At 50.1% G+C, this 12,790-nt stretch carries 9 protein-coding genes and 1 pseudogene; 6 read left to right on the top strand and 4 right to left on the bottom strand.

All coding sequences use genetic code 11. The features are described 5' to 3' along the window. Both murB and murC read right to left on the bottom strand, forming a co-directional pair. On the bottom strand, nucleotides 1-762 hold a 762-nt coding region (gene murB, locus AACZ40_RS23585), incomplete at its 3' end, for a UDP-N-acetylmuramate dehydrogenase (protein ID WP_339676079.1). Further along, the gene (gene murC, locus AACZ40_RS23580; RefSeq protein WP_291173257.1) at nucleotides 719-2,158 is read right to left on the bottom strand and encodes a UDP-N-acetylmuramate--L-alanine ligase; all 1,440 of its coding nucleotides are present in this window, start codon (nucleotides 2,156-2,158) and stop codon (nucleotides 719-721) included. The genes murC and murB, both read right to left, overlap by 44 nt. Before the next feature lie 447 nt (nucleotides 2,159-2,605). On the opposite strand from murC, the gene AACZ40_RS23575 reads away from it, so the two are divergent. The 4 genes from AACZ40_RS23575 to AACZ40_RS23560 all read left to right on the top strand — a co-directional run bounded on the left by AACZ40_RS23575 (nucleotide 2,606) and on the right by AACZ40_RS23560 (nucleotide 10,046). Next, complete coding sequence (locus AACZ40_RS23575) at nucleotides 2,606-3,067, top strand: hypothetical protein (protein ID WP_291173254.1); 462 nt, start codon at nucleotides 2,606-2,608, stop codon at nucleotides 3,065-3,067. Between the two features lie 72 nt (nucleotides 3,068-3,139). After that, nucleotides 3,140-5,554 (top strand): hypothetical protein, encoded by a 2,415-nt coding sequence (locus AACZ40_RS23570; protein ID WP_291173252.1) that lies wholly within the window; start codon nucleotides 3,140-3,142, stop codon nucleotides 5,552-5,554. A 47-nt stretch (nucleotides 5,555-5,601) separates the two neighbouring features. Then, nucleotides 5,602-9,345, top strand: coding sequence for a DUF4175 family protein (locus AACZ40_RS23565; protein ID WP_291173249.1), 3,744 nt, complete (start codon nucleotides 5,602-5,604; stop codon nucleotides 9,343-9,345). A 2-nt stretch (nucleotides 9,346-9,347) separates the two neighbouring features. Further along, the gene (locus AACZ40_RS23560; RefSeq protein ID WP_339676074.1) at nucleotides 9,348-10,046 is read left to right on the top strand and encodes a hypothetical protein; all 699 of its coding nucleotides are present in this window, start codon (nucleotides 9,348-9,350) and stop codon (nucleotides 10,044-10,046) included. A 78-nt stretch (nucleotides 10,047-10,124) separates the two neighbouring features. On the opposite strand, the gene AACZ40_RS23555 is transcribed toward AACZ40_RS23560, so the two are convergent. Then, nucleotides 10,125-10,466, bottom strand: coding sequence for a hypothetical protein (locus AACZ40_RS23555; RefSeq protein ID WP_291173244.1), 342 nt, complete (start codon nucleotides 10,464-10,466; stop codon nucleotides 10,125-10,127). Nucleotides 10,467-10,622: 156 nt separating this feature from the next. Next, entirely contained in the window at nucleotides 10,623-11,216 is a 594-nt protein-coding gene (locus AACZ40_RS23550) for a hypothetical protein (RefSeq protein WP_291173242.1), read from the bottom strand. A gap of 416 nt (nucleotides 11,217-11,632) precedes the next feature. On the opposite strand from AACZ40_RS23550, the gene AACZ40_RS23545 reads away from it, so the two are divergent. Together AACZ40_RS23545 and AACZ40_RS23540 are read left to right on the top strand one after the other, a co-directional pair. Further along, nucleotides 11,633-12,178 carry a sigma-70 family RNA polymerase sigma factor gene (locus tag AACZ40_RS23545; protein WP_291173240.1) on the top strand — a complete coding sequence of 182 codons (546 nt, stop codon included), beginning with the start codon at nucleotides 11,633-11,635 and terminating at the stop codon, nucleotides 12,176-12,178. After that, a pseudogene (locus AACZ40_RS23540) lies at nucleotides 12,178-12,790 on the top strand (hypothetical protein); the annotation flags it as partial. The gene AACZ40_RS23545 and the pseudogene AACZ40_RS23540, both read left to right, overlap by 1 nt.

Here is a 12,790-nt window from a genome sequence, read left to right as displayed (position 1 = left end):
GAAGTTCGCATGCCGATCACTGATTTCTGCGCCGCCAATCCGGGTGCCTTTCAAGCCAGCCTGTTCAATCAATGCGCCAGCGTGCATGCCCCGCGGATTCTTGAAGATGCAACCGGCTGACTGGTGAGTTAAAGGCTGATTCGCCTTTTTCATGATCCAGTTCTTCTTCATGCGGTTTGTGACTTCTTCGGAATCATCTGCGGTCAGTTCAAATACTGCTTCGATAATCGCCAGTTCATTGATACTGCTCTCACGATAGCTGAAACTCAGTTCGTCGGCCGTCCGCACAAACTTTTCACCTCGCGCGGTGAGAACCGTGACGGAAGTGGCATACTGACCTGTATCACCATTATGGCCCCCGGCATTGCCGTGTAACGCACCGCCCACAGTTCCCGGAATTCCTACCAGTGACTCCAGGCCCGCCAGGCCCGCTTTGACTGTTTCTGAGACCAGGTTTGAGAGTAAGGCACCTGCTCCGGCTGTGACCGTCGTGCCTTCGATGCTGATTTTAGAAAAATCACCGGCATGGATGCGGATGACGGCACCCTGTACGCCGGAATCTTTAATCAGAATATTGGAGGCACCGCCAAAAACGCGTACCGGAATTTCATTCTCTACACAGCATTGGACCACAGCCTGCAGTTCATCTGCATTCCGCGGTTCCAGAAGAAACTGGGCTGGTCCCCCTATTTTGAAATAGGAATACTTGGCCAGTGGTTCAGATGGTTTGAGAATCTCTTTGAAGTCTTCGATTGAGCTCATGATGGATCCGATTTATTTCGCCCGCTCCCATAGTAATGATAATATCACCAGATTGAGCCTCAGTCTCTAAAGTTGAGAGCATCTGGTCAAGGGAACTGCTGAAACTGACCGCAGCATTATGCAGAAGAATTCGCCGAACCAGCTCTTTGGACGTTTCTACAGGCTCTGCATCGAGCTTTTCCCGGGCTGCATACACGGGGGCAATCAGAACACGGTCCGCCAGCTGAAAACTGCGGGCATAATAATCCATCAAGGCCTGTGTGCGCGAAACCTGATGCGGTTCATACAGACACCAGATCCGGCGGTCCGGATATTCCTGTCTTAACATCTTCAAAGTGGCCTGAATCGCAGTCGGATGGTGGGCATAATCATCAAACAGCGTCATTCCCTTGTACGAGCCCATCCGCTCATAGCGCCGGCGAATCCCGGGGAATTCATAAATCCCCTCCCGAATCTGTTCGACATCGATGCCGGCGGAATGACAGAGAATGGCAGCCACCATTGCATTGGAAACGTTGTGTTTTCCCGTTTTCTGAAGAGATATTTCGGAAAAGTACTCGCCCTGGTGGAACAGTCGGAATCGTAAACCGAACGCCGTCGACTTAATGTCGGTGGCCCACCAGTCAGCCCCCCGCTCCAGTGAAAAAGTAGAAATTTTTGCTTTACAGGCTTCCCTCAGTTTCTGGAACCCCATACAGGTCGAAGGTAATACCAGCGAACCACCCCTGGGAATACGAGAGACGAATTCTGCGTAGGCAGTCGTCATATCATCCTGATTTTTGAAATAATCAAAATGGTCGGGTTCGATATTTGTGATCGCTGCAAAATACGGGAATAAATTCAGAAAACTACGCTGATATTCACAGCTCTCCGCAACAAACAACGAACCATCCCCTGCCCAGCCATTCAGATTCTGGCTGCAGAGTTCGGCACCAATGACCGCTGAGGGGGAAACACCGGCATTTTGCAGGACGTATGCCGTTAACGCGGTCGTCGTGCTTTTCCCATGCGTTCCGGCGATACAGACACCCTGCTTCTGGCGCATCAGATGTCCCAGCATCTGTGCATAGGAAAACTGGGGAATTCCCATGCGTTGTGCAAAACGTCGTTCCGGATTCGCCAGGCCGATGGCAGGACTATAAACGAGTACACTCGTCCCCTCGGGTACAAACCGCATATCATGTCCCTGATGCACGCGGTATCCCCCTGCGCGCAGCGCAGGATCTGCAGCCAGAGAGGGGCTTAAATCAGATCCTGTGACTCGACAACCGGCGCTTGCCAGATATTCCGCCAGGGCCTTCATTCCGGAACCGCAAATGCCCACCAGATGTGCCGAAGCTGGCAATGCAGAGGGTTCCAGACGCAGTCCGTCTGTTGACTGACTTTGCTGATGCATGTTCTCTTTTGACAGGATCATAATCGCCTTAATGTTTATCTGAAGTTCCCGATGATCAATCTCGCAGGGTTTTTCCCAGACAAGTGGCAGGCTTCGGCTGGATCGGTCCGAAATCCTACGTCTCTAACTATCGGAAATCAGTGCGTTCTGAATCCATTGGTTGTGACTATTGTTTCGACTGGATAAACATTATCGAATAGCAAGATCCTGTTGCATCAAGCCGGTCGGCTGGTGAATATTGATAAGATAGGAAACAACAATCAGATATTTGCCCGAAGAGCCCCTGATTCATTGATATCTTGCCAATTTTCGTAAGTTCTTATAATTCTTCTCCAGCTGCGATACAATGCATTATGCCTCGAAATGGAATCTGTCTGAAGATCAGTTTTCAGGCCGCATTCCGCCTCAAACATAAATCGACAGAAACCTTTTGCCAGGAAAGTCCGTATGCAGACACCCGATTTTGATATACAGACGGCCCATCGATACTTTGCCGCTGACAGTTTCAACAAGACATGGGAGTTTCTGGAAAAGCAGGACCGTGCCGCAACAGAAAACCTGGAGATGATCTCCACCTGCCATGCCTCCTTATGGCACTGGATGCAGTTTGAAGGACACACGGACGAAAATATTTCGATTGCCTACTGGCTGTTGTCCCGTGTGTATGCTGTGACAAATCAACCCAGCAATGCATTCAGCTTTGCGATGCTCTGCCTTAAAATCACGCAAGATAAACATTTAAGTCCGTTCTGCCTCGCCTATGCTTATGAAGCGCTGGCCCGTGCTGCATCGATCTCCAATAAATCAGAAGAAGTGTCAACTTACGTAGAACAGGCTAAAAAAATCGCAGAATCAGATTTGAAAGGTGATGAAAAGCAACAATTGCTGGATGATCTGAATACAATATAAGCAGTCGATTCGCAGCCGGTCTCTTCGATTCAGAAGTTTCCGCTTTCATATCACGATACATTTGCACCAATCATGGATAAGCTGAAACAACTTCTGGAATCCTATTTTGAGATCCCCGCCGCGGGACCGGGCCAGGGTTCTGCCTGGAATTTTCAGTGGAATTCTCCGTGGCCAGCCTGGTTACCGGACTGGTCCGTGCTTCTATTGGGCAGTGGGATTGTGTTTCTGCTGATCTATGCTTATCTGAAAGACACGGCACACCTGAATTTAAAAAAGCGTCTCGTGCTGATCGGCATTCGCCTGACACTGTTTGCGATCATTCTTCTGTTTCTGACCCGGTTCACTCTAACCATTCATCGAACCGGCCTGCCCTTCGTTGCCGTTCTGATTGATGATTCTGCGAGCATGGGACTCGAAGACGATTATGCCGCATCAGCCTCCACCAGCATCAGTAAAGCGTTCCAGCAGGAAAGTCAGGGAAAAAATCGGCTGGAATTGGTAAAAGATCTCCTGCTGCAGAATGAATCCGGGTTCCTGCTGGAACTTCAGGAGAAACACAAACTGAGGCTCTATCATTTTTCCGAGGAATGCCTGCCTCTGGGAGAACAGGGTCTGATTGATCTCCAGGATTACCAGCGTACACAGGAACTCCTTAAACAGCTGGAACCAACCGGGAAAGAAACGCGTCCGTTTCATGCAGTTCAAAAAGTTCTCAACGACTTTCGGGGCACCCCGCCGACCGCCATCATTGTGCTCAGCGATGGCATCTCCAGCACCGGCGATCTTGATCTCCTGTCACGGGCAGGGGCACTGGCAAAATCCAAGCTGGTTCCCATCTTTCCCGTCGGTGTCGGCAGCGAACAACCGGTGAAAGACCTGCAACTGTATGATCTGCTTGTTGATGATGTCGCCTTCATCAATGATCCGGTGACAGTCTCTGCCAAAGTCAGGTTTTTCGGCATTCAGTCCGGAAACATGAAAGTCAGCCTCAGGGAAGCCAATACGGGCAGCCCGCTGGCATCACGTCAGTTCCCGATCAATACACAAAAAGATTATCAGAAAATCGAACTGACTTTCACCCCCACCAAAGCAGGCTTGCTCGAATATGTGATTGAAGTCGAACCGGTAAAGGGGGAAGTCAATCTCAAAAATAATCAGCAGGCAGGACAGATTTCCGTACTGGATCAGAAAATCCGGGTCCTGCTGGTCGATTCGGTTCCCCGTTATGAATACCGCTATCTCAAACATCTGCTGGAACGTGATAAAACGATCGAGCTTCGCAGTATTCTGCAGGAATCAGATCTCGAATATTCTTCGGAAGATGCCACCGCTCTCGATTATTTTCCTGTCAAAAAAGAAGACCTGTACCAATATGATGTCGTCATCCTGGGCGACGCCGACCCGGCTTACTTCAGCCAGGCAGTGTTTGAGAATCTGGACCAGTTCGTTCGAGAAAAAGGCGGTGGGCTGATCATGGTGGCCGGGCCTCGTTTTTCCCCCCACGCTTACACAAATACCAACCTCGAAGCACTGCTGCCGGTCGAGATTTCCCAAAACAGGCAACCTGCCGAATACAAACCGGTGATCGAAGGTTTTCAGCCAGAGTTAACCACAGAAGGTCAGTTCAGTACATCGATATTTCGGTTTGCAGACAACGCTGAAGAGAGCCAGGCGATCTGGAATAACCTGCCTGAGCTTTACTGGTTTTATGCAGCAGACGATATCAAACCAGGCGCCTCCGTGTTCGCCGTGCATCCCACACTAAAAGGAAAAAACGGTCAGAGAATTCCGATCATCGCTACCCAGCGCGTCGGTGCAGGCAAAGTCATCTTCAATGCCACGGATGACCTGTGGAGATGGCGTGACCTGGTGGGGGACCTGTACTATTCGCGGTTCTGGGTTCAAACAATCCGCTACCTGAGCCGATCTAAACTCCTGAACCAGGAACAGGCTGTGGAATTGACACTGGACCGCAAAACGTATCAACAGGGCGATACCGTCCAGTTTCGTGTCAAATTTCTCGATGAGCAGTTGATTCCCACAGATTCCAAAAATGTGACCGTCATGCTCGAACGCCAGGGAGAAGCTTCGCGGCCCGTGCCGTTAACGCCCCTGGAAAAATCTCCCGAAATATTCGAAGGCAGCATTTCGAATATTCCAGAAGGCGCCTATCACACCTGGGTCTCTCAACCCATTCTCCAGGGAACACCGCCCGCTGTCGATTTTCGCGTCGAAATTTCACAGCGGGAACTGGTCAACCGGGATATGAATCGAATGGATATGCAAAAAACAGCCCGGGAATCGCGTGGAAAATACTTTCCCATCTATGCTGCTGCACAACTTCCCCAGGCCATACCGGCAGGACACCCGGTTCCGCTGGAAAACGAAGAGCCGATTCCGCTCTGGAATCGCTGGGAGTTCCTGATTCTGTTTACTTTGCTGATCTCAGCAGAATGGCTGTTAAGAAAACGTTTTCGCTTAGTATAATAATCATAGTCACTTTTTAAGTCCCTGTGTTCCCCTGAAACTTCATCATGCAACATTCCATACGGGTACAACTGGAACAACTGCATCACAAAATCCGCCAGCTCATCTGGCTGAATGGTTTGTGCTGGGGACTGGCCCTGTTCCTCGGACTGGCAACATTGATCATCAGCCTGGACTGGATACTGGGAATTGCAGATCCCGCCACCAGGCTCTTACTGGGCCTCGCGGCAGGCGCAATCGTAATCGGGATCCTCTGGAAGCATCTCATCGTCCCGTTGAAAACTCCCCTGACCGATTTAGACCTCGCACTGAAAATCGAACGCCGCTACCCGACCCTGCGGGACAGCTTTTCCAGCAGCATTCAGTTTGATCAGCAGCCGGCCACACACTTTGCCGGATCACAGCAGATGCGGCAGGCTGTGATTGAAAATGCTTACCAGCGTGCCTCTCAGATTAATTTCATGGAGTTGATCGATACACATCCCCTCAGAAAAATCATGTTCTCGGCAGCACTGCTCTGTCTGTTTACGGCATTCTTAACACTGCTGCATCCCCAGGAAGTGATGCTGGGGCTTCACCGCCTGATCCTCCCGTTTTCCGCACCCGACTGGCCTCAACGGGTGGAACTGCAGATTCTGGACGAAAACCTGGTTCCCATCGAAACCGGACCGAACAATCCCTACCAGGTGGTCGAAGGCCAGACCTTTCAGTTTTTTGTGGAAAACCGCAAGGGGACTCCTCCCGCGGATCTACGTCTCGAATATCAGTCCCGCCAGAAACAGGACTCTGAGAATAAAATCTATTCCGACCCCCTGCGCATTGTATCCGTGCCCGATAAATCCGGGGTCGCGCATGACATGGGCACAGGCTCTTTAATGGTTTCCAACAGGTTGCTCAAACTGCGTGCCGTGGGTGGCGATGATAACCGGATGCCCTGGCTCAACATCGTGGCAGTTCCTCCCACCACACTTCAACTGGAACAGGTGAAACTGATACCACCAGCTTATACAGGTCGTGTTGAAGAAGTGCTCCCCGCCGGCATCGGCAATTTCAAAGCACTGGTCGGTACGCGCGTGGAGTTTGAAGCCAGTTCAAACAAATTATTGAAAACGGTAACGCTGCGCATCAAAAACGCTGATCCTGTCCCCCTGAAGCTGGATTCAGATCGAAAACATTTTGCAGGTTCTTTTGTTGTGAATGAACCGGGGACTTACTCCTACTGGTTTGAAGCGGAAAATGACCAGGGGTTCAAACCTCCCGCGCCGGAACATTTTGAAATCACCGCCATCAGCGATGACGTTCCGGAGGTCTTCCTGGAAGTCCCTGATACTGACCTGCAGGTGACACCCGCTGCTCAAATTCCCCTGACGGTCGTCGTACATGATGACCTGGGCATCGAGAACGCACTCATCCGCTATCAGAAATCTTCCAGCCAGGAGTCACTCTCGCGCGCCCTGCGTACTGACCGGGAGAATGTTGCCTTTCCGCTCCCTTTCAACCCGGGATCTGCAGCGAAAGAGGGAGAAAGCCAGCCGAAAGATCTGACGCTGACTGACAACTGGAATCTCTCAGACCTGGCACTTAACGAAGGTGACCGGATTATTTTTCGCGCCGAAGCCCGTGATCACTTTCAGCCCGGTCCCACCGCGAATACGAAATCGGAGCAGGCAGCAGACTCCCACATCGGAACCAGTATTTCGCGTGTTTTAACAATCGTCAGTCCCCAGTTTAAAGCCAATGAACTGGCAAACCGCCAGGGGAACCTACTGGAAGAACTCACGCGCGTCCTCAAGGATCAGCGGTTGCTCCAAACGGAAATCAAAGATGTCCAGCATCAGTTGCAACGCGTCGGCCAGGCACGCACCGAAGAGATTGATACGATCAAACAGGTAGAAATGGATCAGAAGCGGATCGCCTCTCAACTCCATAGTCCCCGCACAGGTCTGGAGCAGCGTTCCCGGGAACTGCTGCAGGAACTGGACTGGAATCGTATTAAAGATCCGGCCATGCAGCAGAGGCTGGCTGAACTCAACACGGAACTTTCCCAGTTGAATGAGCAGGTCTTTCCGGAGATTCAGGAACAGATCACACAGGCCCGAAAAAAGATGCTGGCCAGAGCGGATGCAGGGGATTCCCGGGATCCGGACACGACTGCGCCGGCCAAAGAAACCAGTCCAACAGAAACAAAAGAGAAACAGGGAACCAAAAGTGAGACGTCACCGCTGGAAGCATTAACTGTCGCCAGTAATGGACAGCAACGTGTGATTGAACGACTGGATCATGTATTAAAATCTCTGGCACAGTGGCAGAAGACCAGGGATCTGGTTGCCGAACTGGATGAACAGATTCAGCAGCAGGCAGATATTCAAAACCAGACAGAATCGCTGGCCAGAAAAACGATCACCAAAGCGTTTGGAAAGCTGAGACTGCAGGAACAGGCTGACCTGGAAAAGCTGGCTCACCGCCAGGAACAACAGGCGGAAAGTTTTAAATCATTCCGCAATCTGCTTGATGCGATGAACGCCCAGGATCCGGATCTCGCAGCCTCCGAACAGCAGCGGAACCAGTCAGCAATCGACTTCCTGCGGAAAAATTCGATTCCCGACGTCATGAAACAGACTGCAGACAGATTAAAACAGAATCAGGTAGGACAGGCGCTGCAGGAACAGCAGCAGTTACAGGAGTCGATGCAGAAATTAAAAAACATCTTCGAAAATCAACCAGCCAGTTCGACCGCAGAGGTGTTAGACGAACTGATAAAGCGTGAACAGGAACTGAACCTGATCAAACAGAAGCAGGAAGAGGTATTACAAAAACTGAAGAAAGCGGATTCGGAATTAAAGGGTGAAGAACAGCTGGCAGAACTGCAGCAGTTGAGGAAACACGAACAGGAACTGAAACAACAGATGCAGCAACTGAAACAGAAACTCCAGCGGCTCAGCCTCAACCGGGCCGCGGATTCGATGCAGCGCAGCGGCCGTCGAACAGAGCAGATCAACGAGGCATTGCAACAGGGAAATACCGAACAGGCACAAGAGCAGCTCAAGGAATCGCTTGATGACCTGGAGCAGGCACAACGTGAACTGGCCGCGCGTCGCAACGAACTGGAAGAATCTCTGGCCTTTGAACAGTTCATCAAGCTGGAAGCGGAAATCAAAGGACTGATAGAACGGCAGCAGGCTGTCATTGCAGAAACCAATCGGCTGGAACAGGAACGCATTTCACGCGGTCGCTGGTCGCGCGGACAGTTGAAATCACTTAAACTGCTGCAGCAGACCGAACAGGACCTGCAGCAACAGGCAGAAAAAACAGCAGACAAGCTGGCGAAAGCACCTGCATTTAAACTGGCGATGCAGAAAGCAGTCGACCAGTTGAAAATCGCTGTCGACCGACTGGACCAGAGACTGACAGACGAGCAGACGTTGAACGCCGAGCAGAATGCGGAATCCGGGCTCAAAACTCTGCTCCAGGCACTGAGTGATAAAGCAGATTCCCAACCGGGTGAAGAACAGTCTGGTGAAAGCCAGCAGCAGTCGATGCCCTCCGATCAGATTCCCATGATTGCCCAGCTTCGATTACTCAAACTCCTGCAGCAGGATCTCCTGGAGCGGACGACGGCATTCAATGAGAGCCTGATGCCACAGAAAAAATTGTCTGCACCGCAGCTTGAATTGAGAAAGCAACTTTCAAAAGAACAGGCCGACCTGGCCGAGCTCTCACAGGAACTGTTAGTACTCTTTAATCAACTCCTGCCGGATGAGCCGGAACAGAATCTTGAGATCCAACAATGAAGATGAACCATTTCAAATCGACACTGCCCCTGTATCTGCTTGCTCTCACTGCGACTGCCAGCTTCTTTCTCTCTGTAGCGACAGTGCATGCTGACGAGAACACCAGTAACGAAGACCCCGCACAGGCTCAGGCAGATAAACCACAGCCGGTTCAACCTGCAGACAAAGATCCGCAGAATCAGCAGATCGAAAAACTGAAAAAATGGGCTCAAAAAAATCAGTTACCCATTGAGCCCATCATTAAAGAGATGCAACGTGCCGGGAAACTGATTGAAAATCAGGAAACGGGAAAAGAAGCGGAACAGATTCAGAAACAGGTGGTGGAAGATCTCGAAAAACTGATTCGCCTGGTCGAGCAGGCCCCGAAAACTTCGATGCGTCAACAGAGCCAGAATAACCCGCAGAATCAGGAACAGCAGCAAAAGCGACAGGACCGTGAAGGGATGCAGAAGCAGAAAAACGAGAGTCAGCTCTCTCAGGGACCCGCGCGGCAGTCTACCGACCGCCAGGAAGCAGGCCAGGCGACTCCCGGCAATGTGAATGACAAAAACAATTATGCCAAAGATGCCTGGGGACATCTGCCTCCCGCGATGAGACAGCAGCTGTTGAACATCTATACCGAAAAATTTCTCCCCCAGTACGAAGATCAGGTGCGGCGTTACTATGAAGCGCTGGCAGAAAAGAAAAAACGTACTCCCTGACCGTTTCGGGATAGTCAGAGAAGTACGTTTTGAGAGATCACATTTGCTGTTTCGAACAGCAGACGAATCTGACAATGATCAAGGGGCGACTACATTGAATGTGTCGCTGCGATAAATCGTGGTATCATAGCTGTTCCCGCTATACAGTCGCACATAATTCCAGCGACGGGCACCACGTAATGCAAAACCGGGAGTGGTCGCCAACTCGGGAGTTCGGTACGCCGAACGACTTTCAGGCCGCGGATACTGTGCAGCGACTTCAGGTGGCAGGTCGTGGCTGTAATAGGAACGGTTAAAGGCCCAGTTGTCTGCTTCTGCATGCTGAATACCATTGCTGACGCTCATAGTGGCTGTCAGGATTCCCAGCATCAATAACCGCGTAGCAGTCTTTCTGATTTTTGCAGGTTGTGGGTAATTCATAAGACTCACCTCTTCAAATGTTGTTCAACATGTTGATTTTCTGCAACACGCTGATACTGTTTTGAAACGAATGTTGATTCGAATCAACATTCACTCTTCAATTCAGGGGATGAAGAAGTAAGGTGCAGATAGTATGCCACTGCACGACAATATTGCTCAGTCGAGTGGAATTCCTGCTTTTTTATAGAGCTCTGCTTTTTTCCTGTTATCCTGAAGAACGAGGATATTACCGGACTCGGCATTATAACCGTACATTTTGTAAGGCGGAAGCTGAGCAAATTCGATGCGATTCTCTTTCATCATCTGCATATATTCATCGTAAGTCGGGAACCGGTCATTCAGCACTTTATGATGCTGAATCGCCTGCTGCATTCCCAATGTACTCACGCGGGACGCCATCGAGACATAAGCACTGCCAGCCTGGGTAAATGGATCGACCCCTTTAATTTTGCCATCCACAATTTCAATATCCGGGTTTTCCAATGCCTTTTTTGCATCCACTACAACAGCGGTTGTTTTGTGGATAATGCTTTTCTTATTGTCATCCGGATGATCTGCCTGCGCGTCGGCAGCCGCATTTTCTGCTGCCGGTTCCTGAGGCATTTTCTGTTGAGCTTGTTCCTGAATAGTTTCTCCCTGTTCACGGGCGATCTCTTTTGGATCCTTACATCCAGTACCTGCCAGCATGATCATCATCGCCGCTACCAGCAGGCTACTCACGTCAAACAACGTTCGTGTCTTGTTTTTCATCGCACTCACTCGTCCCTTTTGGTTCCATGATGAAATCTCGGAAACAACCCGATCTGAACTGACAGAATACCATAACCAGGAAAGAGTTTCATCTAAATCCCGGTGTTTCAGCTAATGAAATCTGGCGGCTATTTCCTGAGTCACATCCACGCGTTCTCCACTTCCAGAGCGGAATTCTGATTTTTCGCAATTTTATATGGTAAATCTCCGTGGTTTGAGAACAAGTTTCAATAGGCAAACCGATTTTTTACTTGAAAGTATACTAACCGTATGTATTGTGAATGACATAGAATTGGCGGAGTTTCCCGTTCTCAGGTAAAGTTTGCAGCTATTTAATTTTAATGATGGGTTGCTTTCATTATGATTAGAAGATTGCAAATCGCCAGAGTTTCTTCCGAACGGAGTTCCCGACTTTCATGTCGACTTCCACATCGTCTTTACATCCGGATACCAGAGGGGTGTTTACATCTTTACTGAGTAAAGATCGTTTACGGATATTCGGTTATATCCGAACACTGGTCCCCCACAATTCGGATGCGGAGGATGTCTACCAGCATGTGTGTTTGACGCTGTGGAATAAGTTCGATGAATTTGACCAGGACCGGGATTTTTTCTCCTGGGCCTGTGGAGTCGCTTTTTTTACTGTATGCAATTACCGAAGAAGCATTGGAAGGGATCGACATTTTTTTAATCAGGAGCTGATTGAAACGATGTCACATGAACGTGAAGAACATTTGAATAACCATGATATCCGCCTCGATTTTCTCCAGGAATGTCTGCAGGGTTTGAACTCCTCAGATCAGCAGTTACTCAAAAATGCCGTCTTTGAAAATCAGTCGGTGAAAGAAATCGCCAGGACTGCTGGCAAAACAATCCAGACCCTTTACAACCGTCTTTCACTTCTCAGACGTGAACTGGCGGCTTGTATATCTCGTAAGCTTCAAAGTGGGCGTCAGTCATAATGTCGGTACAGGATATCCCCCCGGAATTCGAAGAACTGCTGAATCGGCTGCTGGATAGCCCGGAGGGAGAATTTTCATCCACTGAGTTCGAAACCTTTCAGAATATTCTGGAACAGCACCCCGAGGCGATGCTTCAGTATTTTGAATATATCGACATCAATACTGGCATCAAATCCGACTGGAGTGAACGACTCCAGTCCCTCGAACAGATCGTGACTCGAGAAACTCCCGCCCCCTCTTCCGCCCCTGCCATCACACAGGTTCACACTCCAGGTCCGCGACGTTCCCGTTTTATCAACTATGCTCTGGTAGCAGTCGCGTCCATGATGATCTTACTGCTCATGGAATGGATGATTGCCGGTCGATTCTTCTGGAATCAGCCTCAGTTGGTCAAAACCGAACAACCTGTCGCCGACCTCCCTTACATCGCCACACTCACCCGCGCGACCGACTGTGTCTGGGGAGGAAACGCACCTCCCAAATTTTCCGGTCAGCGACTCTTATCACAGGATCTCTTTCTTGAAGAAGGATTTGCGGAATTTCGCTTCGATACCGGTGTCCGCCTCATCATTGAAGGGCCGACAAGAATCAAAATGGATTCCACCTGCTGCG

The sequence above is a fragment of the uncultured Gimesia sp. genome (assembly GCF_963972345.1).
Lineage (GTDB): Bacteria > Planctomycetota > Planctomycetia > Planctomycetales > Planctomycetaceae > Gimesia.
The sequence above is the reverse complement of the archived record's forward strand: the minus strand, read 5'-3'. Positions and strand labels throughout refer to the sequence as shown.